Raw genomic sequence first — 22,248 nt, 5'->3', positions numbered from 1 at the left:
GCGTGAAGCCGCCCGACGGCCCGGATTTCACCGAGCACCCGCTGTCCTCGCGGCTCGCCTACGACGGCGGCCTGCTGAAGCTCCACCGCGACGAGATCCGCCTGCCCGACGGCGCGGTCGCCTGGCGCGAGTACGTGAAGCACCCCGGCGCGGTGATGATCCTCGCCTTCCTCGATCCCGAGACCATCCTCCTCGAGCGCCAGTACCGCTACCCGCGCGCGGCGCATTTCATCGAGCTGCCGGCCGGCAAGATCGAGCCCACCGAGCCGCCCCTGGAGACCGCGAAGCGCGAGCTGGTGGAGGAGTGCGGCTACGAGGCGGCCGAGTGGTGGCGGATCGCGCGGCTCGAGCCCTGCATCGGCTACTCCGACGAGATCATCGAGCTGTACGGCGCCCGCGGTCTCACCCACGTGGGCCACCAGCTCGACGTGGGCGAGCACCTCCTCACCTTCCCCGCGCGCCTCGACGAAGCCGCGCAGTGGCTGCGCGAAGGGCTCATCACCGACACCAAGACCGCCTTCGGTATCCTGTGGTGGTTGCAGTTCGGGGACAAGGCATGACGGCGGGCGGGGTCCGGGACCTCCTCATCATCGGCGGCGGCATCAATGGCGCGGGCATCGCGCGCGACGCTGCCGGCCGGGGACTCGCGGTCACGATGGTGGAGCAGGGCGACCTCGCCTCGTCCACCAGCTCGGGAAGCTCCAAGCTGATCCACGGGGGGCTGCGCTACCTCGAGCAATACGAATTCCGCCTGGTGCGCGAGGCGCTGCAGGAGCGCGAGGTGCTGCTGCGCCTGGCTCCCCACATCATCCGCCCGCTGCTCTTCGTGCTGCCGCACGACGCGAGCATGCGGCCGGCCTGGATGATCCGCATCGGCATGTGGCTCTACGACCACATCGGCGGCAAGATCACGCTTCCGGGCTCGGTGCGCGTGAAGTTCCCGCACATCGAGTACAGCGCGGGCCTGAAGCCCGACTTCCGCTCGGGCTTCGTCTATTCCGACTGCCGCGTCGACGACTCGCGCCTCACCGTGCTGAACGCCCTGGGCGCGCGCGACAAGGGCGCCGAGATCCTCACCCGCACGCGTTTCGTCGAGGCGAAGCGCTCCGGCGGCCTCTGGGAGGCCACGATCGAGGATGTCGCCACCGGGGAGCGCCGGCCGGTGCGGGCGAAGGCGCTGGTGAATGCGGCCGGTCCCTGGGTCGCGAACGTGCTCGAGGCCATCCCCGATGACCGCATCACCGCGAAGGTGCGCCTGGTGAAGGGCAGCCACATCGTGGTTCCCCAGGTGCACACGCGGGGCCACGCCTACATCCTGCAGAACGCCGACGACCGCGTCGTCTTCGTGATTCCGTATGAGGGGAAATACAGCCTCGTCGGCACCACGGATGTCGCCGTGGACACGATCGGCGAAGCGGCCGAGATCTCCGAGGCCGAGACGCAGTACCTGCTCGAGGCGGCCAACCGCTTCCTCGCGAAGCCGCTCGCGAAGTCCGACATCGTCTGGAGCTACGCGGGTGTCCGCCCCCTCTACGACGACGGCTCCGAGAATCCCTCGCAGGTCACGCGCGACTACGTGCTCAAGGTCGACCACGAAGGCGGCAGGGCGCCGCTGCTCTCCATCTTCGGCGGCAAGATCACCACGTACCGGCGCCTCGCCGAAGAGGCGATGGAAAAGCTCCAGCCGTTCTTCCCCGGGCTGAAGGGCGCGTGGACCGCCACCGAGCCGCTGCCCGGCGGCGACGTGCGGCACTTCAACGCGTTCCGCGACAAGATGCAGGGCGACTATCCCTCCCTGCCGCGCGACTTGCTGGAGGGCATCGTCCGGCGTCACGGCAGCCGCACGCCGCAAGTGGTGGGCGAAGCGGCGACGATGGAGAGCCTGGGCACGCACTTCGGCGCCGGCCTCACGCAGGCCGAGGTGGATTACCTGAAGCGCGAGGAGTGGGCGCGCACGGCCGAGGACGTGCTGTGGCGCCGCACCAAGGCCGGCCTGCACATGGATGCCGCCCAGCGGGAGGCGGTGGCGCGCTACCTCGGCGGATGAGCGCGGGCACGATGCGGCCGCTCGCCGAATTCCCGCGCGCCGCGCGCCGCGCGATCCGCGGCGTGCTCACCGACATCGACGACACGCTCACCACGCACGGCCGCCTGCTGCCCGAGGCTTACGCAGCGCTGGCGCAGCTTCGCGCCGCCGGCCTGCTCGTGATCCCCGTCACCGGACGGCCCGCCGGCTGGTGCGACCACATCGCCCGCATGTGGCCGGTGGATGCCGTCGTGGGAGAGAACGGCGCCTTCTGGTTCCGCCACGACGCGAAGGCCGGCAAGCTCGTGAAGCGCTACGTGATGGGCGAGACCGAGCGTGCGCAGCGCTCCGCGAAGCTCGAGGCCATCGCCCAGCGGGTGCTCCGCGAAGTGCCCGGCTCGGCCATCGCCTCCGACCAGGCCTACCGCGAAGCCGACCTCGCCATCGACTTCTGCGAGGACGTTGCGCCCTTGCCACGCGAGGCCGTCTCGCGCATCGTCTCGGTCATGGAATCCGAGGGCCTCACGGCGAAGGTGAGCTCCATCCACGTGAACGGATGGTTCGGCGGCTACGACAAGCTGTCATCCTCGCGGCTCATGCTGCGCGAGGACTTCGGCGTGGACCTCGACCGCGACGCTGGGCACTACGTCTTCGCCGGCGATTCCCCCAACGACCAGCCGATGTTCAAGTTCTTTCCCCATGCGGTCGGCGTCGCCAACGTGCGCGCGATGGCCGACCTGATGCAGGACCTGCCCGCGTGGATCACGCCCTCGGAGGGCTCGGCCGGTTTCGCCGAGCTGGCCGCGGCGCTGCTCGCGGCGCGATAAGGAGAACCCCCCATGCTCGTCAATTGCTGCGCCTACCAGAACGGCAAGCGGATCGCGGACATCCAGAAGAACGAGATCTCCGACTACATCCACCGCCCCGACACGTTCGTGTGGGTCGCGCTCTACGAGCCCTCCGCGGAGGAGATCGACGAGATGGCGGTGCAGTTCTCGCTCCACCCCCTCGCCGTCGAGGACGCGCGCCACGGCCACCAGCGCCCGAAGGTGGAGGAGTGGGGCGACCAGCTCTTCGCGGTCGTGCACGTCGTGGAGATGGCGGGTGCCGAGATCAACACCGGCGAGGTCGACATCTTCGTCGGCCCCAACTTCGTGCTCTCGGTGCGCCGCGGCACGGAGGTGGGCTTCCAGGCGGTGCGCGAACGCGCCGAGCGAGAGCCGGAGCTGCTGAAGGCGGGCTCGGGCTTCGTGTTCTACGCGCTGATCGACAACATCGTCGACCGCTACTTCCCGGTCGTCGATTTCCTCGAAGGGCAGCTGGAGAAGATCGAGGAGCGCATCTTCAAGGACGGGACCTCGCCGCGCGCCAACATCGAGTCGCTCTACGACTTGAAAGGCCACGGCATGACGCTTCGCCACGCGGTGGAGCCGTTGATCGAGGCGATCCACAAGCTCTACGGCGGGCGCGTGCCGCAGGTGTGCGTGGGCACGCAGGCGTACTTCCGCGACGTCTATGACCATTTGCTGCGCGTCTCCCAGCAACTGGATGGCCTGCGCGACATGGTGGTCACCGCGATGTCGGTGAACCTCGCGATGATCACCCTGGAGGACAACAAGGTCACCAAGCGGCTCGCGTCGTACGCGGCGCTGATCGCCGTGCCCACGCTCGTGGCCGGCATCTACGGGATGAACTTCAAGAACATGCCCGAGCTGGAGTGGACGTACGGATACCCGATGGCGCTCGTGATCATGGCCGTGTCCGACTTCTGGATCTTCCGGCGCCTTCGCGGCGCGGGGTGGCTCTAGAGAAGCGCATGCGGCGCGCTACGGCAAAAGGCGTCCTCCGCAGATAAACGTGGATAAACGCCGATAAACCCGTCTTTGGGTTTAGCCCTGCAAGGTTTCATCTGCGTTTATCCGCGTTTATCTGCGGAGGAAGCCTTTCGCCCTAGGTTTCTTCGGGCAGCTTTCCGAGAGCCTGCAGGACCCCGAGGAGGTGGTCCTTGTTGAAGGGCTTCCCGAGCGTGGCGTTGTAGCCCTCGGCCTTGCGCGCCTCGCTCCACTTCGGCGAGTGCTCCACGCTGCAGGCGACGAAGTGGACCTTCTCCGAATCGCGCTGGATCGCCGAGCGCAGCTTCGCCGGCCCGTCCGCAAGGCCGGCCACCGAAGGATCGACCAGCACCACGTCGTACATGTCCTGCTCGAGGGCGGCCAGCGCTTCCTCCACGTCCTGCACGGCGACCACGTTGCAGTCGCGCTTGCCGAGGATGTGCGAGGCGAGGATCTGGCTGTCGCGGTTCGCGTCCACCAGCAGGATCGTGGCGCCCTTGCGCTGCTCGCGCAGCGAATGCCGCGTGACCAGCGTCGGCGTCTCGTCGGCGTCGACCGAAGCGCCCGTCACCGCCTTGATGGCTTCTTCCAGCTGGTGCTCGCCGATCGGGTAGCGCATGTACGCCGAGATGCCGTTCTCGCGGCAGGCGATCGCATCGCCCGGCTTGCCGCGCGTGGCGAGCATCATGAGGATCGTGCCGCTCAAGGTGCGGTGGTACTTGATGCGGAAAGCCAGCATGTAGCCATCCTGCACCGGCAGCTGGTCGGCGAGGATCACGAGCGGGACGGCCGCGCCTTCCTCGTGCATGCGCTCGAGGAGCTTCAGCGCCATCTCCGGGTTGTCGGCTTCCATGGGATTCATGCGCCAGCCGCGCAGGGTGTTGGAGAGCTCCAGGCGCTGGTCGGGCTCGGCCGAGACGATGAGCACCGTGAGGCCCACCATCGAGGCGAACGTCGCGCGGCGCGGCGCGGGCGGAACCGGAAGGATCGGGAACTCGATCGTGAACGAGTAGATCTCGCCGCCGGGCCGCGAGGACACGGCGAGCTTGCCGCCCATCGCGATCACCATGAACTTCGCGACCGCGACCCCCATGCCGCCTTCGGGCGAGAAGCGCGGGATCGGCTTGTCGGCGCCGTCCATCGCGGCCGAGACGCCGAACGAGAGCTGGATGCCGGATTCGGTGATGTATTCGGGCGTGATGTGGAGCGTGACTTCCGCGCCGGGCACGAGCTGGAAGGCGTTGTCCAGGAGGTTCTTCACCAGGAGCTGCAGGCGTTCCACGTCGCCCTCGAGGGCGTCGGTCACGTCCTGCTCCACGCGCACGCGCAGGCGGCAGCCGCGTTCCTCGGCCTCGGAGACGACTCGCTTCACGAGATCCGCGAGCGCGGAGCGCAGGCGGAACTCGCCCTTGTGCAGGATCACGCCGCCGGAGACGTTGGAGAAATCCACCAGGTCGCCGATCGCGGCCATGGCCGTCTCGGTGGAGAGGCGAATGCGCGAGAAGTGGTCGATCAGGACCGGATCGAACTCCATCTCCTGGGCGCGAATGGTGATGGCCGACATGCCCTCCAGCGCGACCGAGAGCTCCTCGCCGATCTTCTCGATCAGCGCGATCTCGCTGGCGCTCTTCACCGGGGACGCGTCGCCCGTGCCCTCGGCCGGAAGCCACAGGGCGCCCGCGTCGCCTTCGTCCACGACGATGGTCTGGCGCTTGAAGTCCTTGCGCTTGCGCTTGGACTTGGTGAGCACATCCTTGGCGGGTAGCCCCATCAGCGACTGCGGCGCCGAATCCGTGCCGACGAAGCGACAGAAGGCCTCGGTCACGAGCTCGATCTCGCCGTTCGCGTTCTCGATCATCACGGCGATCGAGGAGGCGTCGGCGATCGCGAAGAGGCGTGCGGCGAAGAGGTTCAGCGTGGTCTCGGTGTCGCGCTGCGAGTCGATGTCCTGCAGCGACACGATGACGTCCACCGGACGCTCGCGCGCGTCGAGCGGGGGTGCGAAGCCCACCTCCACCCAATGCGGCTCCTCGCCCGCGACCTGCGCCTCGATCAGCCCGGAAGCGCTCTTGCCCTCGGCCACGCGCTGAAGGCCCTGCAGGAGCTTCTTCTGGTCGCCGGCGACGAAGAAGTCGGAGAGCACCGTGCCCGGGAGCTCGCGCGCGGCCTTGCCGACCAGCTGCGCGAAGGCGCCGTTGGCGAATGCGATCACGCCGCGCGGATCGGCCACGGCCACCGGCGTGCGGAGCGATTCGACGATGCGCTTGAAGTCTTCGAGGGCCATGGCTCGGGCTAGGCTAGCCGCTTTGTGCGAGCTTGTGAATGACAGACAGGAGATGGGCCGTAGCCGCATCCGGGGCCGTGCCCTCGCCGCGTGCCGCGGGCAGGATCGATCCGGCGATCTTCTTGCCGAGCTCCACGCCCCACTGGTCGAAGGAATTGATGCCCCAGAGCGCGCCCTCGGCGAAGACCTTGTGCTCGTAGAGCGCGAGGAGCGAGCCCAAATGGAAAGGGTCCAGCGCCGGCATCACGATCGTCGTGCTCGCGCGCCCGCCGGGACAGCTCCTCCACGGCTCGGGCGTCTCCACGCCGTTCATCAGCGCCTCCGATTGCGCGGCCGCGTGCGCGACCAGGCGCGCGTGGCGATCGGCGTCGGAGCCCATCGGACGGGCGACCACGATGAAGTCGGACGAGACGGCGTCGGTGCCCTGGTGCAGCCACTGGTGGAACGCGTGCTGGCCCGGAGTGCCTTCGCCGCCGAACACGGCGGGGGCCGTCGCGAAATCGAGCAGGGTGCCATCGCGGTCGACACGCTTGCCGTTCGATTCCATCTCCAGCGCCTGCACATACGGCGTGAGGCCCGTGAGCCGCGCGGCATACGGCAGCACCACGTGGCTGGCACACCCGAGTGCATTGCGGTTCCACACGGAGAGCAGGGCCAGCAGTACCGGAGCGTTCCTCTCGAGCGGCTTGGAGCGGAACTCGAGGTCCACCGCGTGCGCCCCGGCGAGCAGCCGATCGAAAGCCGTCATGCCCACCGCGATCGCGACCGGCAGGCCTACTTCGGACCAAAGCGAGAAGCGGCCGCCCACCCATTCGGGGAACGGAAAGACGTTGCACGCGGCGAGGCCCCAGGCCGTGGCGCGCTCGGGCGAGGCGGTGGCGGCGACGAAGTGACGATCCACGGCACCCGGTCCGAGCGAGCGCTCGATCCATGCGCGCGCCGAGGCCGCGTTGGCCATCGTTTCTTCGGTCGTGAAGGTCTTCGAGGCGATCACGAAGAGCGTGGCGGCGGGGTCGAGGCGGCCGACCGTGTCGTCGAATTCCGCGGGGTCGAGATTCTCGATGAAGTGCGCCTGGGGGCCGTCGGCGATGGCGTGCAGGGCCTTCGCGGCGAGCTTCGGCCCGAGGCTGGAGCCGCCGATGCCCAGGCCCACCACGTGGCGGACCGGCGCGCCCGTGGCGCCCTTCCAGTGCCCCTCGCGCACGGCCTGCGAGAACATGCGCATCCGTTCGCGGCCGCGCTGGATCTCGGGCAGGACGTCGACGCCGCCCACGGTCGTGTGCTCGTCGCCACGGAGAGCCATGTGCAGCGCGGCGCGGCGCTCGGTGGTGTTGACCGGTGCGCCTGAGAACAGGGCCGCGATCGCCTCGGGGAGGCCACGCTCGCGCGCGAGCGCGCACAGCGAGGCGAGCGTTTCCTCGCTGACGGGTTGCTTGGAGAAATCGAGCGCCAGCTCGGCGCAGCCGACGGTGAGCTTCGCCCCACGGGCGGGATCGGCGCGCCACAACTCGCGGGCGGTTTTCCCGCCCAGGGCGTCACGGTGCGCCAGCAGCTGCAGCCAGGCGGGGGAGCGGGAAAACGGGATCACCCCCCGATTCTACCGAAGGGCCAGCCTACGGAAGCGACGGCCTACCCCAGGGCGAGCCCGGAGATTCCCAGGACCATCCCCACGGCGGCGATCGCGCGGCGCGTGACGTCGCCTTCCTTGAGCAGGTGTGCGCCCATCAGGGCGGCGAAGAGGATCGAGACCTCGCGCGCGGGAGCCACCAGGCTCACCGGCGTGAACACCATCGCGGTCAGGACGAGGATGTACGAAAGCGGCGAGAGGGCCGCGATGATGAGGACCGTGCTGCGCTTCTCACGCCAGGCGAGCGCGATCGCCCCGGGATTGCGGTGGCGCGTGAGCGGCACGATCACGAGGCAGCGAAAGAAGTTGCAGCCCCAGTCGTACACGAGCGGCGGGACGAGCCACGCGGCCACGCTCCACTTGTCGGTGAGCGTATAGACCGCGATCGTCATGCCGGTGAGGAGGGCGAAGCCGACGGCACTGCGAGCCTCGCTCTTGTGCCATGCGAGGGGGTTGCCGGTGAGCACCAGCGCGGAGATGCCGATCAGCACGGCGCCGGCCAGCGGCACCGGACCGGGGCGCTCGCCGATCACCGCGATCGCGAAGAGGATGGTGAGCAGCGGGCCGGTGGCGCGCGCGAGCGGGTAGACGATCGAGAGGTCGCCGCCGCTGCGATAGGCGCGGTCGAGCAGCAGGAAGTAGACGAGGTGCACCATCCCGCTCACGAACATGAGCACGAGATGGATCCACTCGAACTGGTAGTGCTGGAGGATCGCGGCGCCGATGAGCACCGGCAGGTAGATCGCGAGCGAAAGCGTGCACGACAGCGCGATCACGCCGCTGCCGCCGCCGCTCTTCTTCAGGATGAAGTTCCAGCTCGCGTGGATGAACGCCGACGCGAGGACCAGCAGGAGGGCTAAGACCGACATGAGGGCGCCATTCTACAGGCGCCCTCCGCCCGTCATTCCCGCGGAGGCGGGAACCCAGCGAGCAACGGCTACTTCGTGTTCACCATCACCAGCCATTCGCCGTTTTCGCAGCGTCCGGCGTCCTTCGGTCCCGCGGCCACCTGGTTCTTCGACAGGGGGCTCGCGTTGATGCCGTTCACCAGGCAGGCGTCATGCTTCGTGCCGGCCCAGTTGCAGTTGAATGTGTCGCCGGATTCCGAGAGCGAGCGTTTCCAGCAGTACATCGAGCCCGATCCCGCGGCGGCCGAGCTGGCGCCGGCGGCGCCGGTCTGAGAAGTCTGCACGCCCGCGCAAGCGGACAGGACAAGTACGGATGCGGCGGTGAGGAACAGCACGGTTTTTTTCATTTCCATCTCCAGGCGTTCGGGAGGGGGTCCCGATTCTTCTTCCGGAAATGCTGCCCATTGGTTCCGGGCGGCGTGTCACCATAAATTTCAGAATGACACCGTACGCAACCGCCGCGTCACTTAAGGCTTGAGCAAGCGAAGCAGGTCGAGGTATTGCGGGTCTTCGGGAACGGGCACGCCCTGGCGCAGCAGGCCGTCGATGGTGACGGCGCCTGCGTCGAGCGTGAACTCGCCGTCGAGGATGCGGGAAACGACATCTTCGTTGCGCAGCAGCTGGATTTCCTGCACCTCGCCGTCCTGGTTGGCGGGCGTGAAGTCAGCGGGCAGCCACAGGTCGTGCACGAAGAGCACTTCGCGGTGCAGCCCTTCGGGCACGGCGTACTCGACGCGAACGGCGCTCGAACAATAGACCCCCGCCAGGCGCGCGGGCGGGATGCCGGCTTCTTCCCACGCTTCCTTGCGCAGGGTCTCGTCCACCGTGGAGCCGGCGGCGATGCGCCCGCCGACGAGGTTGTCCAGCATTCCGGGGTCCACGGCCTTGTCGGCCGCGCGCCGGGAGATCCACGTGTGCACCTCGCCGCCACGGCGCGTGAAGCCGTTGGCATGCACGCCGTAGGAGACGAAGCCGAAGTGGCGCGAGGCCGCGCGCTCCACTCGCAGCAACTCCGGCGCCGCGTAGTGCCAGGAGATGCTCACGGGCTCCTCGCGCCAGCCGCGGATCTGCCCCTCCTTGGCCAGGGCGCGCGTGACCTCGTCCAGTGCCGCGGTGCGCCCGGCGACGGTGTCGGGCGCCCCCTTCAGCGCCACCCACGAGGCGTCCACCTCGAAGACGTGGGGCCAGCGGCGCAGCTCCCCGGCGAAGGAGGGTCGCAGCCAGCCCACGGGATGCTCCTTCACGTAGAAGGGCACCAGGGGCAGGTCGCGGCCCTGGTGGGACGCATGCGTGCAGGCCGTCTTGAGGAAGCCCAGGAGGTCCGGAAAGGGTCTCGGCTTCATGTTGACAATGGTAGGGCCATTCCCCAGACTCCGCGCTGGATTTGGGGGGGAGGAACGGCGAGGGGAGAGACCCGGGAGACGGCTCTCCCCTCGTGCTTTTTCAGGCCCTTGCCGGGGTTCCGGGGGGCTGGGAGGGGTCCTGAGGTGTCCAGACCCCGTCCGCCGCCGCCTGGGGCCGCCCAAGGCCTCCCGAACGAGCCTCCGGACACCCGCCCGACCGAGCTTTCCCATGACCGCCGAACTCATCACCCTCGCAGACATCCGCGCCGCCGCCCAGGCCATCGACGGCCAGGTCGTGCGCACGCCCTGCCTCCTCTCTCAGACGCTCTCCGAGATCTCGGGCGCGCAGGTGTTCCTCAAGTTCGAGAACCACCAGTTCACGGCGTCCTTCAAGGAGCGCGGCGCGATCAACAAGCTGGAGTCCCTCACGGCCGCGGAGCGCGCCAAGGGCGTGATCGCCTGTTCGGCCGGCAACCACGCGCAGGGCGTGGCCTATCACGCGAGCCGCCTGGGCATCCCGGCGGTGATCGTGATGCCGAAGCACACGCCGTTCGTGAAAGTCGAGCACACGCGCAAGCACGGCGCCGAGGTGATCCTGGAGGGCGAGGGCTTCGACGATGCGATGCGCGCGGCCAAGCGGATCATGGCCGAGCGCGGGCTCACGTTCGTGCACCCCTACGACGACGCGAAGATCATCGCCGGCCAGGGCACCATCGGCCTGGAGATGCTGGAAGCCTTCCCGCAGTTGGACGTGCTGGTGATCGCGGTGGGCGGCGGCGGCCTCATCTCCGGCATCACGCTGGCGGCCAAGGCGCTCAAGCCCTCGATCGAGGTCTACGGCGTCGAGGTCGCCCGCTTTCCCGGCATGTACCACGTGATGCGCGGCACGCCCGCGGCCTTCGGGCCGGGCACCATCGCCGAGGGCATCGCGGTGAAGGAGCCGGGGCAGATCACGCGCGAGGTCGTGAAGCGCCACGTGAAGGACATCCTGCTCGTGGACGAAGGCGACATCGAGGAGAGCGTCGTGATGCTCCTCGAGATCGAGAAGACCGTCGTCGAAGGCGCGGGCGCCGCGGGCCTCGCCGCGCTCCTCAAGTTCAAGGACACGTTCCGCGGAAAGAATGTCGGGTTGGTCCTCTGCGGCGGCAACATCGAGCCGCTGGTGCTGGCCGACATCGTGCAGCGCGGCATGGTGCGCGCGGGGCGCCTCGCGCGCGTGAAGGTCGAGGCGCGCGACCTGCCGGGCTCGCTCGCGAAGATCACCGCCGTCATCGCCGAGCACAACGCCAACGTGGAGGAGGTGCACCACCACCGCGCCTTCACGCAGCTCACCGTCCAGCACGTCGAGATCGACCTCGCGATCAAGACCCGCAACGCCGCCCACGTTCACGAGATCGTGAAGGCCCTCCAGGAAGCCGGGTTCAAAGCGGAGATCAAGTGAATAAAGGGGTCAGGACAACTTATTCGTACGCTTCTTTTTTCGAATAAGTTGTCCTGACCCCTTTATTCACCCTTCACGTCCTCGCGTGGATGTCGAGGGCGACGAGGAAGCGCGACACCATGTTGTAGGTGGCAATGGTGGCGACCAGCTCGACCATCGCCTGCTCGGAGGCGATCACCTTGGCGGCCGCCGCGAAGGTCTCGTCGCGCACTTCCACGTTGCGGGTCATCTCGATGGTGAGGCGGATCACCGCTCGCTCCGACGCGTCGAAGAGCGTGGAGGACGACGCGCGCTCGAACTCGCGCAGCGCTTCCAGCTGGGCCGGGGTGCCGCCGCCCTTGAGGAAGTGCGGCGAGTGCTGCTTGAACTCGTATTCGGCGCGGTTCAGGATCGCTACGCCGCAAATGGCCAGCTCGCGCAGCTTCGGGGAGAGCGTGAGCTGCGTGCGGACCGCCCCGAGGTAGGTGTTCCAGCCCGCGGCGAGGGCGGGGCTGTTCAGCAGCATGCGGTCCAGGTCGAGCAGCGTTCCCCCGCGCCGGGCGCGAATGGCGTCGACGATCTCGCGGGGCTCCGCGATGTCGGCGGGCACGTAGGGAATTCGCGGCATGGCTCTCTCCGGGCTAAAGAGCGATAGTAAACTGCACGTGAATCCACCAACAGGGAAAAAAACCATGGCCATCCAGCGCCACAACGTCGGCAAGCGCCTCTCCGAGATCGTCGTCCACGGCAACACGGTGTACCTCGCGGGAGAAGTCCCCGACGACGAGAAGAAGGACATCACGGGCCAGACCCAGGAAGTCCTCGCCAAGATCGACAAGCTGCTGGCCAAGGTCGGCAGCGACAAGACCAAGATCCTCTCGGCGCAGATCTTCCTGCCCGACATGAAGGACTTCGCCGGCATGAACGCGGTGTGGGAAGCGTGGGTCGTGCCGGGCCAGACGCCGGCGCGCGCCACGATCGAGGCCAAGCTCGCCAATCCGGCCTACAAGGTCGAGATCATGTGCGTGGCCGCGCTCTAGGAGCGGCGGGAAAGGCGACGCGCCCATGAGGACGGTCGCCGCCACGCGCTACGTGACGCCGCTTCGCGAGGGCGGCTCGCTGCCCGCGATCGTCGAGGCGGATGACGAAGGCCTCTATGTCATCAAGTTCCGCGGCGCCGGCCAGGGGCCGCGGGCGCTCGTCGCGGAGCTGGTCGCCGGGGAGGTCGCGCGGGCCGTGGGCCTCGATGTCCCCGAGATCGTCTTCATCACGCTCGACCGCGAGCTCGCCCGCTCCGAGCCCGACCCCGAGATCCAGGACTTGATCCGCGCGAGCGCCGGCGTGAACATCGCGCTGGACTACATGCCGGGCTCGGTGGCGTTCGATCCGGTCGCCGAGCAGCCCGATGCCGAGCTCGCCTCCGCCATCGTGTGGTTCGACGCGCTGGTCGTGAACCTCGACCGGTCGCCGCGCAATACCAACCTGCTCATGTGGCACGGCAAGCTCCGCTTGATCGACCACGGCGCCGCGCTCTACGTTCACCACGCGGGCGGAGATTTCGCGGCGCGAGCAAAGGAAGCGTTCCCGAAGATCAAGGACCACGTGCTGCTGCCGTTCGCATCCCGCCTGGCCGAGGTGGACGCCCGCCTTGCCGCGCGCCTCACGCCGAACGTGATCGAGGGCATCGTGGCGTCGATCCCGGAGGACTGGATCGCGCAAGACGCCGGCCGCGAAACGTATTCACGCTACCTCAACGCGCGTCTCGCTCCGCCGCGTGTTTTCGTCGAGGAGGCCCTCCGTGCCCGCGCCGTGTAGCTACGACTACGCCGTGATCCGCGTCGTCCCGCGCGTCGAGCGCGAGGAGTTCGTGAACGTGGGCGTGATCGTCTCGTGCCACGAGCGCGATTTCCTCGAGGCGCGCATCGAGCTCGATGAGGCCCGCATCCGCATGCTCGATCCCGGTGCCGACCTCGCGACGGTGCGCGCACACCTCGACACCATCCCCGTCATCTGCGCCGGTGGAGATGCCGCGGGCCCCATCGGCAAGCTCTCGCCGCGCGAGCGCTTCAGGTGGCTCACAGCCCCGCGCAGTACGATCATCCAGGTGTCGGCCGCGCACACCGGCCGCGCCGGGGACCCGGCCACGGCCCTCGAACGATTGCTCGACGCGATGGTGAGGATCCCGAAGCGATGACCGAGTGGAAGGCTCCCGCCAAGGCGCAGGTCGCGGCCGCGGCGAAGATGGTCGAGGCGATCGTGCGCCTCCTGCGAAACGAGAAGGGCGTGCATGCGGAGACGGCCATCGCCGCCGCCGCGCGCCTCGGCGGCACGTTCCTGTTTCGATCGTTCGGCCTGCCCACCGCGGGCATCGAGCCCGGCGCACCGGTGCTGTCGGATCGCGCCAACGAGGAAGGCCCAGCCCTCATGCAGACCTTCGCCTACGGGCTCGCGGCCGAGGGCCTCGATCCCCGCGCGCTGCAGCCCGACGACCTGAATGTCCTCGAGCAGAACCGGCCGCTGCTCACCGTCGTGCAGACGCAGGAGAAGCTAGAGGTCGAGGTGCGCGCCATCGCCGCGGCGCAGAAGCTCGATGCCCAGCAGGCCGCGCATGCGTGTGCGCTCGCCGCCGCGCGCCTCGTGAAGATGACCGTGCAGGTGCTCGACCCGCGCGTGGGCTTCGCGGTCGCGGCGTACGGATTCGTCGAGGGCACGAAGACGATGCCGATGTCGCTCGTCCTGGCCGATCCGCCGAAGAAGCCCTGGTATCGCTTCTGAGCGGGGCTCAGTTTCCGAGCGCGCGGATGTAGAGCACCAGCTGCCAGATGCGCGCATCCGAGAGATGCGGATGCGGCGGCATCGAGGTCGTCGGCGAGCCGTAGCGGATCACCCAGAAGAGCTGGCCATCGGACACGTTCGCGAGCGTGGCCTTGCAGCGGAAATTGCGCGGCGGCGGATCGAACATCGAGGCCATGTCGCCCTGGCCGTCGCCGCGCACGCCGTGGCATGACGCGCAGGCGATGCCCTGACCGTCGCCGAAGAACGCGACCTCTGCCGCCTTCTTGTCGAGCGCGGCGGGCGCGACCGGATTGGCGCGGTTGTAGAACTCGTCCGGTGCCTTCTTCGTGGTGCGCGTCTCCGGGCACACGGGGCCGCGCGCGAAGGCTGCGCCTGCGGTGAGCAGCGCCAGCGCCGCGATGGCGACTGCAGATGTGTGGCTCATTGCGGATGCGAGGGGTGCGCGGCGCATGCGCCGATTGTGGCATCCTGCCGCACAGCCCGATAGACGTGATCGCATGTCCCGCAAGCCCTGGTTCTGGATCGTTTTGCTCGTGGCATCGCTGGCCTGCGCAGTGGCGATGCTCCGGCACCGCGACGCGCTGCTGCCGCTGCTCGAGGTCGACGTCTCGATGACGCGCGACGACGCGCTCGCGAAGGCGGCCTCGATCGCAGAGTCCCTCCGTCTCTCCCCCGCGAAGCTCACGCGTTCCGCGGCCGCCTTCCAGGGCGACTCCCGCGCGCAGCTCTTCATCGAGCAGGAAGGCGGAGGGCGTCCCGCGCTGGCGCCGTTCCTGCGCGAGGGCGAGCATGTGCTCTACGTGTGGCGCACGCGTCTCTTCGAGCCCGGGGTCACGCACGAGGTCTCCGTGTACTTCACGCCCGCGGGGCGCCCGTATGGCTTCCGTGCGCGCGTGCCCGAGGCGGAGGCAGGCGCCGTCCTCGAAGCCGACGCCGCGCGAGCCATCGCGCTCGAGCGGGCCACGACGGACTGGAAGGTCGACTTCGCGCAGTACAAGCCCGTGTCCACCTCGACCGCGAAGCGCACCGGCGGGCGCATGGACCACGAGTTCCGCTACGAGCGAGTCGACACCCCAATTGGCGAGGGCAAGCTCCTGCTGACGCTCGTCGTGAGCGGCGACAAGCTCACGGCGCTCGCGCGCGGCTTCCAGGTTCCCGAGGCCTTCGAGCGCCGCTACCAGGAGCGCCGCTCGGCCAACAGCACGATCTCCGCCGCGGCCAACATCGTGGTCACGCTCGCCTACATGCTGGGTGGCTGCCTTCTCGGATCGATCTGGCTGCTGCGTCGCGGTGCGTGGACCTGGCGCCCCGCGGCGTGGCTCGCACTCGGCATCGCGCTGCTGGTCGGATTCTCCGTGCTCGATTCCATTCCGTCGAGCTGGCTCGGCTACAACACCGCCACGTCGTCCGAGGCGCACTACGCCAAGGCCATCGGCGCCGCGGTGGCGGCGGCCGTGATGTGGTGGGCCGTGCTGCTCGCCACGTTCACGGCGGGCGAGGGGCTGGGACGCCTCGCGTTCCCGAGCCATCCGTATCTCTGGGGCGCGTGGGCGCCGCGCACTGGCGCCACAGGCGCGATCGTCGGCCGCACGCTCGGCGGCTACGCGTGGGTCGGTTTCGAGCTCGCGTTCGTCGCGGTGTTCTACTTCGTCGCGCAGCGCTACTTCGGCTGGTGGTCGCCGGGCAGCCTGATGATCGATCCGAACATCCTGAGCCATGCGCAACCCTGGATCGATCCGGTGGCCAATGCGTTGCGCGCCGGCGTGTGGGAGGAATTTCTCTTCCGCGCGGTGCCGCTCGCGGGTGCCGCGCTGCTGGGCCGGCACTTCGGGCGCGGGAAGCTCTTCATCGGCGTGGGCCTCGTCCTGCAAGCGGTGGTGTTCGGCTGCGCGCACGCGACCTATCCGCAGGAGCCGTCGTGGGCGCGCCCCGTGGAGCTCTTCCTGCCGTCGATCGTGTGGGGCCTGGTGTACCTGCGCTACGGGATCCTGCCCGGCATCCTCATGCACTTCATCTTCGACCTCGTGCTGATGTCGACGCCGCTCTGGGCCACGAGCGCGCCGGGCATCGGCTTCGACCGCGCGATGGTGGTGCTCTGCGCGCTGGTGCCTTTGATCGTGGTTGCTGTGCGCGTCGCGCGCGCTCGTGGGCTCGCGCCCCTCGCTGCAATCGACATCAACGCCCACGTGACGCGCCTCGCGCCGGCGTGGCATGCAGTCGCGACGGTGCCCAGAAGAGAAGCGACGGCCGCCGCGACACCGCGCTGGGCGGTCGCGCTCCTGATGGTGCTGGGCCTCGCGGGCGCCGCCGGATGGATCGACCGCATCACGACGCCGTACGACGCTCCGGGACTGTCGATCACGCGCGAGCAGGCCCTGCGCATCGCGGAGGATGCGGTCGTCGCGGAGGGCGCGAAGCTCGGTCCCGATTGGCGCCGCCTCTCGAAGGTCGAAGGGCCGCGCGACCAGGAGCCGCACGCGTTCGTCTGGCAGAAGGGCGGCGAGGCGATGTACCGCGCGCTGCTCGGCAACCATCTCGCCCCTCCGCTGTGGGCCGTGCGCTTCGCGCGCTTCGAGGGCGAGGTGGACGTGGCCGATCGCGCCGAGTCGTGGTTCGTGTTCGTGGCGGGCGATGGCACGGTGCGCGCGATTCATCATCGCCTGCCCGAAGCGCGCGCCGGCGCGCGGCTGACGGAGGAAGCGGCCCGCAACAAGGCGCACGAGGCCGTGGGCCGGTGGCTCGGAGTCGATCCGTCCGCGCTGCGCTTCGTCTCGGGGCGTGCCAGCAACAAGCCCGGCCGCCTCGACTGGGAGTTCATCTACGCCGATCCCTCGCGCCCAGTGCCGCCCGGCGGCGAGGCGTACGTGCAGGTCGACATCGCGGGCGACCAGGTCGTGGCGCGCGGCCGCTACGTGTTCGTGCCGGAAGACTGGACACGCGAGCGCAAGGCGAAGCGCGATTCGGGCGCGATCGTCACCGGCATCGCGGGGCTGGCCTTGCTGGTGGCGCTCTCGACGATCCTCGTGCTGGTGATCCGCCGCTTCGCGCGGCGCGAGTTCTCGAAGCGCGGCGCCATCGTGGGTGCGGTCGTCGGGTTCGGCTTCATCCTCGCGCAACGCGCGCTCGGGCTCGAGGCCACGATGACCGAGGCGTTCGATACCGCGCAACCGATCACCCAGCAATACGTGCGCGAGGGGATGGTGGCACTCGCATTCGCGGCGACCGTGGCACTCCTCATGGCCGTGATGGTGGGTGTTGCGGTGCGGATCGCTTCGCACGCCGCGCGTTCCGGGGCAGCAGCGTGGCGAGACGCCGCGGCGCTCGTGTTCCTCGCGATGGGAGGCCCAACGCTCGCGCGCTGGATCTGGCCCGTGCCCCGCGAGCCGCGCCTGCCGCCGGTGCGCGATGCCGAATCGTTCGCTCCGGTCGTCGCGTCGCTACTGGACTCGGTGGACTTCATGATGTTCTGCGCCATCGCCGTCGCCGCCCTCGGCGTGCTGGACGCGCGGCGCGGCTGGCGCTCGGCGCTCGTGGCAGCGCTCTTCGTCTGCGTGGGCGTCATCGCGGGCTCGCGCTCGCCGGAGTGGAGCGTCCTCACGCTCGCCGGCGGGGTCGTCGCGGGACTCGCGGCGTGGTGGATCTTCCGGCGCTACGTGCTGGGCCGGATCGAGATCGTGGCGCCGCTGATCGCGTGCGGCTCGGTCCTCGCCGCGATCGGCACGATCGCGCGGCCCACGTACGCGCAGGCGGTGCCCGCGGCGATTGTCGGTATGCTCTCGGTCGCGGCCGGCTACCTCGCGTGGCAGTGGCTCGTACACAAGGAGAAATGATGCGAATCCTCATCACCGGCGGCGGCGGGTTTCTCGGCTCGCGCCTCGCGCAGGCCCTGCTCGCGCGCGATCCCGCGGCGAAGATCACGCTGCTCGACGTCGCGTTCCCCAACCCGCCCGATGGGCGCTTCACCGCGATCACCGGCGACCTCGCGTCTCCCGATGTGTTCGCGCGCGCCTTGCCCGCGGATACGGACGCGGTCTTCCATCTCGCTGCCGTGGTGAGCGGCGGCGCGGAAGCCGACTTCGACCTGGGCTACCACGTGAACCTCGACGGCACGCGCGCGCTGCTCGAGGCCTGCCGCAAGCTCGCGAAGCCGCCGAAGGTGGTCTATGCGAGCTCGGTCGCGGCCTTCGGGGGCAAGCTGCCCGACGTGCTCGACGACACGACCACGCCCACGCCGCAAACCTCGTACGGCACGCAGAAGGTGATCGGCGAGTACCTCGTCGCGGATTGGACGCGCAAGGGCATGATCGACGGGCGCTCGCTGCGGCTGCCGACGATCGTCGTGCGCCCCGGCAAGCCGAACCTCGCGGCCTCGTCGTTCGCGAGCTCGATCATCCGCGAGCCGCTCGCCGGTGTGGCCGTCGATTGCCCGGTCCCCGATACGACGGGCGTATGGATCCTTTCGCCGCGCCGCGTCGTCGATGCCTTCGTGCATGCCTACGATCTTCCCGCGAGCGCGTGGCCCACGAGCCGCGTCGTGAACCTGCCCGGCATCACGCTCACGGTGCGCGAGATGATCGACGCGATGGCGACTGTTGCGGGGGCCGAAAAAGCGAAGCTCGTGCGTTTCGTGCCCGACGCGCGCATCCAGGGCATCGTGAAGACGTGGCCCGTCCGCTTCCGCACGGACAAGGCGCTCGAGATGGGCTTCAAGGCCGACGAAAGCTTCGAAGACGCGGTTCGCCAGCACGGGAACGCCGGGTGATGTAGGATGCGCGACACGCGCGTGTTCAGGCTGATGCAAGACTAGACCGCATTGACGGTCGGGCGCCTTCCGCGAGCGCACTTGGCATTCGTCCATTCACCCCTTAGGGAGCAGACAACACCATGAAGCGCAATATCGTTTTCCTCGCCGTCGCCACCAGCGTCGCGCTGTCGGCCGTGGCGCAGACCCCGGAAGCCGTTACCCCGAAGGGCGTCAAGCCCGCCATGACCCTCGTGGGCTCCGGCCCGCTGGGCTATGAGTGCAAGAACACCGACGGCAAGTTCGCCTGGGCCGGTCCGGTGCCGAACGCCAAGCTGACCGACAAGGCCGGCAAGGAAGTCGGCAAGTACGTCGCCGGTCCGAAGTGGGAGCTCGCGGACGGTTCGACGGTCACCGGCAAGCAAGTTGCCGTTTCGCCCGCCGCGGCCGGCTCGATCCCGCTGCAGCTGGTGGACGCTTCGGGCGGCACGAAGCAGTTCGACGGCGTCGTGAACATCCAGCGCATCAACACCAAGGGCGGCGTCGCCCCGGCTGATGTCTGCGATGCGAAGTCCGTCGGCACGAAGAAGGAAGTGATGTATTCCGCCGACTACGTCTTCTTCAAGAAGTAGGTCGAATTCGGTCCGCCTCGGCGGACCGTTGCGGCAATAATCGGGGTCGGATCCTTCGGGGTCCGGCCCCGATTTCTTTCCAGGACGAGATGATGGATATCCAGACGAAGGCCGAACACTTTCGCAAGCTGCAACAAGGGCCGCGCGCGCTGCTGATCGCGAACGCGTGGGACGCGGGCAGCACGCGCATCCTCGCGGGGCTGGGCTTCCAGGCGATCGCGACGTCGAGCGGCGCCTGCGCCGGTGTGCTCGGCCGGCGCGACGGGAAGATCACCCGCGACGAGGCAATGGCCCACAGCCGGGCTATCGCGTCGGCCACGGACCTTCCCGTATCAGCCGATCTGGAGAAGGGCTGGGGCGATCGGCCCGAGGACGCGGCGGAGACCATCCGCCTTGCCGGCACCACGGGCCTCGTCGGCGGCTCGATCGAGGATTCGTCGGGCGACAAGGACCATCCGATTTTCGACGCCACGCTCGCCACGGAACGCATCGCCGCGGCGGTGCAGGCCGCCCGAGCGCTGCCGTTCGCCTTCACGCTCACCGCGCGCTGCGAGAGCCACCTCTGGGGTCCTGCCGACCTCGACGACACCATCCGCCGCCTGCAGTCGTATGAGCGCGCGGGTGCGGATGTCCTGATGGCGCCGGGGCTCCCCGATCTGGAGTCCGTGAAGAAGGTCTGCGCGTCGCTCACGAAGCCGTTCAGCTTCATGGTCGGCATCAAGGGCAAGTCGTTCAGCGTGGCCGAGCTCGAGGCCGCCGGCGTGAAGCGCATCAGCTTCGCCACCTCGCTCTTCCGCGCGGCGCTGGCCGGAGCGATGGAGGCGAGCCGCGAGATCCTCGAGAAGGGCACCTTCACCTACCTAGACCGCGGTCCCGGCGACGTCGGTAAGTACTGGGATTAGGAAATAGGTGAATAAAGGGGTCAGACCACTTTATTCAGATCGTTTCCGGACCTGAGTCCGGACTGACCGATCCGAATAAAGTGGTCTGACCCCTTTATTCACCTGCGAGAAACTCGCAGAGCAGGCGGTGGAAGTGGTGCACGCCACGCTCGCGCGTCGGTGAATAGCGTCCCCGCTGGTAGTAGCGAGACCGAACCCCTCTGCTGACCGCGAGCACGATCGCCTCGTCTTCCTCTTCTACGCGGTCGAGCGAGGCGCCGGCGCCGGAGCCGAGCTTCGAGGCATCCCACACGTAGCTGCGGAAGGACACGCGCGTCGCGTCGAGGGCGAGCGGCCGCACGAGGTTCACCGAGAGCCCCCACGGATAGAAATTCAGCATGAGGTTGGGGAAGACCCAGAAGTAGTACGCCGCGATGCGCTGTCCGTGGTCGGGTGAGGACGCCGGGAGGTCGAACGCATCCTCGCCGTCTTTCGCGAGGGCGAGCTGCAGGTTGGCGTAGCGGAAGAGCTCGCTCGAATAGCTGCCGTAGTCCACGACCTCGTTCAGCCCCTTGTGCACGAACGGGATGTGGAAGCCTTCGAGGTAGTTCTCGACGTAGAGCGCCCAGTTGGCGCCGATATCGAAGTCGCGATTGCGCGAAGCGTCGAAGCGAAAGTCCGCGACCGGCATGCCGGAGAGCCGCCGCGTCACATCCCCGAGAAAGGCCTCCAACGGAGCGACCGGCGCTACCGACGCGAACGCGTGTCCCGCCCATTCCCCGAAAGGCACGTGCGGCAGGTTGTCCGAGGGCGAGGGAAAGTTCTTCGCGTCCTGGAATTCCGGCATGAAGGTCATGCGGCCCGCGAGGTCGAAGCGCCGCGAGTGGTAGCCGCAGCGGATTTCCTTCGCCGCGCACGGCGCGTCAACGAGAATATTGCCGCGATGGGTGCAGACGTTGGAGAGGCAGCGCAGCGTCCCGCCCGCGTCCCGTGTGAGCAGCAGCGGCTCGTCGAGCGGCCCCGCGCGAAGCGACCTCGGCGAGAGCGTCCCGGGCGTGCGGACATCGCCGGAATCCCCCAGCCACTGCCACGTGCGGGCGAAAACGCGTTCGCCGAGCGCCTCGTAGGCCGTCGCGTCCGAATAGAACCGCGACTCGAGCGTGGAGGCGACCGTGATGTCCGGATCGACCGCGTAACAATCGCGCGACTCAGGCACGCCGCACCTCGATACAATCCGCCTCATGCGTATCCCTGCACTTCTCGCCCTGGCGTTGTCCCTGTCCCTTCCCGCAACGGCCGCCGACGACCTGGCCCAGGACCGCGATACCGTGATCGCGCTTCTCGCCGCATCGGTCGCCGCCCGCGCGCTCGTCTCCACCGCCGTGGATGAATGCACCGCACGCTACGCGGATATGGTGGATCCGGCGCTGGACGCCAAGATGGAATGGGAAGTGCGCAACCAGCCGGTCGAAGCGAAGGCGCGGGATATCGCCAACCGCCTCGGCTCGAAGATCGCCGCCAGCAGCGGCTTCCTGGCCTACGAGACGCAGAAGAAGCACCTTCTCGCGGAGTCCGAAACGCAGACCGCGGCCAACGTCCGGCAGACGATGACGAAGACCTTCGCGTCTTCCACCGAGCCGCAGCGCGTGGCCGCCTGCAAGGACCTGGTGAAGTCGGTGCACGACGGGAAGATGGACTTCGCCATCACCCAGCCGAACGCCTTCAAGATCCTCCAGACGTTCCGCTAGGCGCGGCCCG

22 protein-coding genes are annotated in these 22,248 nt (G+C 68.6%); 14 read left to right on the top strand and 8 right to left on the bottom strand.

The window, feature by feature from the left end; genetic code table 11:
- Nucleotides 1-2: 2 nt before the first annotated feature.
- From DSM104443_RS17095 to corA, 4 genes are read left to right on the top strand one after another with little or no spacing between them, the layout of a single operon-like run.
- Entirely contained in the window at nucleotides 3-560 is a 558-nt protein-coding gene (locus tag DSM104443_RS17095) for an NUDIX domain-containing protein (RefSeq protein ID WP_171094400.1), read from the top strand.
- The gene (gene glpD, locus DSM104443_RS17090) at nucleotides 557-2,047 is read left to right on the top strand and encodes a glycerol-3-phosphate dehydrogenase (protein WP_171094398.1); all 1,491 of its coding nucleotides are present in this window, start codon (nucleotides 557-559) and stop codon (nucleotides 2,045-2,047) included. Before DSM104443_RS17095 ends, glpD begins: the two co-directional genes overlap by 4 nt.
- Complete coding sequence (locus DSM104443_RS17085) at nucleotides 2,044-2,853, top strand: HAD-IIB family hydrolase (RefSeq protein ID WP_212756754.1); 810 nt, start codon at nucleotides 2,044-2,046, stop codon at nucleotides 2,851-2,853. The genes glpD and DSM104443_RS17085 overlap by 4 nt, the downstream gene beginning before the upstream one ends.
- Before the next feature lie 12 nt (nucleotides 2,854-2,865).
- Entirely contained in the window at nucleotides 2,866-3,834 is a 969-nt protein-coding gene (gene corA, locus DSM104443_RS17080; protein ID WP_171094396.1) for a magnesium/cobalt transporter CorA, read from the top strand.
- Between the two features lie 142 nt (nucleotides 3,835-3,976).
- Here the strand turns inward: corA and DSM104443_RS17075 are convergent, their stop codons facing one another.
- The 5 genes from DSM104443_RS17075 to DSM104443_RS17055 all read right to left on the bottom strand — a co-directional run bounded on the left by DSM104443_RS17075 (nucleotide 3,977) and on the right by DSM104443_RS17055 (nucleotide 10,020).
- Complete coding sequence (locus tag DSM104443_RS17075) at nucleotides 3,977-6,142, bottom strand: response regulator (RefSeq protein WP_171094394.1); 2,166 nt, start codon at nucleotides 6,140-6,142, stop codon at nucleotides 3,977-3,979.
- A 13-nt stretch (nucleotides 6,143-6,155) separates the two neighbouring features.
- Nucleotides 6,156-7,730: a glucose-6-phosphate isomerase gene (gene pgi, locus DSM104443_RS17070; protein ID WP_212756752.1), complete on the bottom strand. Its 1,575-nt coding sequence runs from the start codon at nucleotides 7,728-7,730 to the stop codon at nucleotides 6,156-6,158.
- 41 nt (nucleotides 7,731-7,771) lie between these two features.
- Nucleotides 7,772-8,638: an EamA family transporter gene (locus DSM104443_RS17065; RefSeq protein WP_171094392.1), complete on the bottom strand. Its 867-nt coding sequence runs from the start codon at nucleotides 8,636-8,638 to the stop codon at nucleotides 7,772-7,774.
- A 68-nt stretch (nucleotides 8,639-8,706) separates the two neighbouring features.
- Entirely contained in the window at nucleotides 8,707-9,024 is a 318-nt protein-coding gene (locus DSM104443_RS17060; RefSeq protein WP_171094390.1) for a hypothetical protein, read from the bottom strand.
- Nucleotides 9,025-9,144: 120 nt separating this feature from the next.
- The gene (locus DSM104443_RS17055) at nucleotides 9,145-10,020 is read right to left on the bottom strand and encodes an NUDIX hydrolase (protein WP_171094388.1); all 876 of its coding nucleotides are present in this window, start codon (nucleotides 10,018-10,020) and stop codon (nucleotides 9,145-9,147) included.
- A gap of 229 nt (nucleotides 10,021-10,249) precedes the next feature.
- Between DSM104443_RS17055 and DSM104443_RS17050 the strand changes: the two genes are divergently transcribed.
- A complete protein-coding gene (locus tag DSM104443_RS17050; protein WP_171094385.1) occupies nucleotides 10,250-11,461 on the top strand; it encodes a threonine ammonia-lyase in 1,212 nt (403 codons plus the stop codon).
- A 73-nt stretch (nucleotides 11,462-11,534) separates the two neighbouring features.
- On the opposite strand, the gene DSM104443_RS17045 is transcribed toward DSM104443_RS17050, so the two are convergent.
- The gene (locus DSM104443_RS17045; protein ID WP_171094383.1) at nucleotides 11,535-12,068 is read right to left on the bottom strand and encodes a carboxymuconolactone decarboxylase family protein; all 534 of its coding nucleotides are present in this window, start codon (nucleotides 12,066-12,068) and stop codon (nucleotides 11,535-11,537) included.
- 64 nt (nucleotides 12,069-12,132) lie between these two features.
- On the opposite strand from DSM104443_RS17045, the gene DSM104443_RS17040 reads away from it, so the two are divergent.
- Genes DSM104443_RS17040 through DSM104443_RS17025 form a run of 4 tightly spaced genes read left to right on the top strand, consistent with a single transcriptional unit; the run spans nucleotide 12,133 to nucleotide 14,215 of the window.
- Nucleotides 12,133-12,480 (top strand): RidA family protein, encoded by a 348-nt coding sequence (locus DSM104443_RS17040; protein ID WP_171094381.1) that lies wholly within the window; start codon nucleotides 12,133-12,135, stop codon nucleotides 12,478-12,480.
- Nucleotides 12,481-12,505: 25 nt separating this feature from the next.
- Entirely contained in the window at nucleotides 12,506-13,255 is a 750-nt protein-coding gene (locus tag DSM104443_RS17035) for a HipA family kinase (RefSeq protein WP_171094379.1), read from the top strand.
- Nucleotides 13,239-13,634, top strand: a complete 396-nt coding sequence (locus DSM104443_RS17030; protein ID WP_171094378.1) for a DUF3037 domain-containing protein — start codon at nucleotides 13,239-13,241, stop codon at nucleotides 13,632-13,634. Before DSM104443_RS17035 ends, DSM104443_RS17030 begins: the two co-directional genes overlap by 17 nt.
- A complete protein-coding gene (locus DSM104443_RS17025) occupies nucleotides 13,631-14,215 on the top strand; it encodes a hypothetical protein (protein WP_171094376.1) in 585 nt (194 codons plus the stop codon). The genes DSM104443_RS17030 and DSM104443_RS17025 overlap by 4 nt, the downstream gene beginning before the upstream one ends.
- Before the next feature lie 7 nt (nucleotides 14,216-14,222).
- Here DSM104443_RS17025 and DSM104443_RS17020 read toward each other — a convergent pair whose 3' ends face one another.
- Nucleotides 14,223-14,687 carry a c-type cytochrome gene (locus DSM104443_RS17020; RefSeq protein ID WP_171094374.1) on the bottom strand — a complete coding sequence of 155 codons (465 nt, stop codon included), beginning with the start codon at nucleotides 14,685-14,687 and terminating at the stop codon, nucleotides 14,223-14,225.
- 46 nt (nucleotides 14,688-14,733) lie between these two features.
- Between DSM104443_RS17020 and DSM104443_RS17015 the strand changes: the two genes are divergently transcribed.
- The 4 genes from DSM104443_RS17015 to DSM104443_RS17000 all read left to right on the top strand — a co-directional run bounded on the left by DSM104443_RS17015 (nucleotide 14,734) and on the right by DSM104443_RS17000 (nucleotide 20,511).
- A complete protein-coding gene (locus tag DSM104443_RS17015; RefSeq protein WP_171094370.1) occupies nucleotides 14,734-18,066 on the top strand; it encodes a CPBP family intramembrane glutamic endopeptidase in 3,333 nt (1,110 codons plus the stop codon).
- Complete coding sequence (gene denD, locus DSM104443_RS17010; RefSeq protein WP_212756750.1) at nucleotides 18,063-18,998, top strand: D-erythronate dehydrogenase; 936 nt, start codon at nucleotides 18,063-18,065, stop codon at nucleotides 18,996-18,998. The genes DSM104443_RS17015 and denD overlap by 4 nt, the downstream gene beginning before the upstream one ends.
- A 122-nt stretch (nucleotides 18,999-19,120) precedes the next feature.
- The gene (locus DSM104443_RS17005; protein WP_171094368.1) at nucleotides 19,121-19,609 is read left to right on the top strand and encodes a DUF3455 domain-containing protein; all 489 of its coding nucleotides are present in this window, start codon (nucleotides 19,121-19,123) and stop codon (nucleotides 19,607-19,609) included.
- Nucleotides 19,610-19,701: 92 nt separating this feature from the next.
- Nucleotides 19,702-20,511 carry an isocitrate lyase/PEP mutase family protein gene (locus DSM104443_RS17000; protein WP_171094366.1) on the top strand — a complete coding sequence of 270 codons (810 nt, stop codon included), beginning with the start codon at nucleotides 19,702-19,704 and terminating at the stop codon, nucleotides 20,509-20,511.
- A 94-nt stretch (nucleotides 20,512-20,605) separates the two neighbouring features.
- On the opposite strand, the gene DSM104443_RS16995 is transcribed toward DSM104443_RS17000, so the two are convergent.
- Nucleotides 20,606-21,706 (bottom strand): aromatic ring-hydroxylating oxygenase subunit alpha, encoded by a 1,101-nt coding sequence (locus tag DSM104443_RS16995; RefSeq protein ID WP_212756748.1) that lies wholly within the window; start codon nucleotides 21,704-21,706, stop codon nucleotides 20,606-20,608.
- A gap of 25 nt (nucleotides 21,707-21,731) precedes the next feature.
- Here DSM104443_RS16995 and DSM104443_RS16990 point away from each other — a divergent pair, with 25 nt between their 5' ends.
- Nucleotides 21,732-22,238, top strand: coding sequence for a hypothetical protein (locus tag DSM104443_RS16990; protein ID WP_171094363.1), 507 nt, complete (start codon nucleotides 21,732-21,734; stop codon nucleotides 22,236-22,238).
- Nucleotides 22,239-22,248 lie beyond the last annotated feature (10 nt).

It is taken from the genome of Usitatibacter rugosus (assembly GCF_013003965.1).
Lineage (GTDB): Bacteria > Pseudomonadota > Gammaproteobacteria > Burkholderiales > Usitatibacteraceae > Usitatibacter > Usitatibacter rugosus.
This window is presented reverse-complemented; position numbering and strand designations above follow the sequence as displayed.

Bases quoted from the DNA above. Each gene is read 5' to 3' on its own strand.
- DSM104443_RS17015 (WP_171094370.1), top strand. From the start codon at position 14,734: ATGTCCCGCAAGCCCTGGTTCTGGATCGTTTTGCTCGTGGCATCGCTG.
- DSM104443_RS17045 (WP_171094383.1), bottom strand. From the start codon at position 12,068: ATGCCGCGAATTCCCTACGTGCCCGCCGACATCGCGGAGCCCCGCGAG.
- DSM104443_RS17000 (WP_171094366.1), top strand. From the start codon at position 19,702: ATGGATATCCAGACGAAGGCCGAACACTTTCGCAAGCTGCAACAAGGG.
- DSM104443_RS17085 (WP_212756754.1), top strand. From the start codon at position 2,044: ATGAGCGCGGGCACGATGCGGCCGCTCGCCGAATTCCCGCGCGCCGCG.
- DSM104443_RS17020 (WP_171094374.1), bottom strand. From the start codon at position 14,687: ATGCGCCGCGCACCCCTCGCATCCGCAATGAGCCACACATCTGCAGTC.
- DSM104443_RS17050 (WP_171094385.1), top strand. From the start codon at position 10,250: ATGACCGCCGAACTCATCACCCTCGCAGACATCCGCGCCGCCGCCCAG.
- DSM104443_RS17035 (WP_171094379.1), top strand. From the start codon at position 12,506: ATGAGGACGGTCGCCGCCACGCGCTACGTGACGCCGCTTCGCGAGGGC.
- DSM104443_RS17055 (WP_171094388.1), bottom strand. From the start codon at position 10,020: ATGAAGCCGAGACCCTTTCCGGACCTCCTGGGCTTCCTCAAGACGGCC.
- DSM104443_RS17040 (WP_171094381.1), top strand. From the start codon at position 12,133: ATGGCCATCCAGCGCCACAACGTCGGCAAGCGCCTCTCCGAGATCGTC.
- DSM104443_RS17060 (WP_171094390.1), bottom strand. From the start codon at position 9,024: ATGAAAAAAACCGTGCTGTTCCTCACCGCCGCATCCGTACTTGTCCTG.
- glpD (WP_171094398.1), top strand. From the start codon at position 557: ATGACGGCGGGCGGGGTCCGGGACCTCCTCATCATCGGCGGCGGCATC.
- DSM104443_RS17025 (WP_171094376.1), top strand. From the start codon at position 13,631: ATGACCGAGTGGAAGGCTCCCGCCAAGGCGCAGGTCGCGGCCGCGGCG.
- denD (WP_212756750.1), top strand. From the start codon at position 18,063: ATGATGCGAATCCTCATCACCGGCGGCGGCGGGTTTCTCGGCTCGCGC.
- corA (WP_171094396.1), top strand. From the start codon at position 2,866: ATGCTCGTCAATTGCTGCGCCTACCAGAACGGCAAGCGGATCGCGGAC.
- DSM104443_RS16990 (WP_171094363.1), top strand. From the start codon at position 21,732: ATGCGTATCCCTGCACTTCTCGCCCTGGCGTTGTCCCTGTCCCTTCCC.
- DSM104443_RS17005 (WP_171094368.1), top strand. From the start codon at position 19,121: ATGAAGCGCAATATCGTTTTCCTCGCCGTCGCCACCAGCGTCGCGCTG.
- DSM104443_RS17065 (WP_171094392.1), bottom strand. From the start codon at position 8,638: ATGTCGGTCTTAGCCCTCCTGCTGGTCCTCGCGTCGGCGTTCATCCAC.
- DSM104443_RS17075 (WP_171094394.1), bottom strand. From the start codon at position 6,142: ATGGCCCTCGAAGACTTCAAGCGCATCGTCGAATCGCTCCGCACGCCG.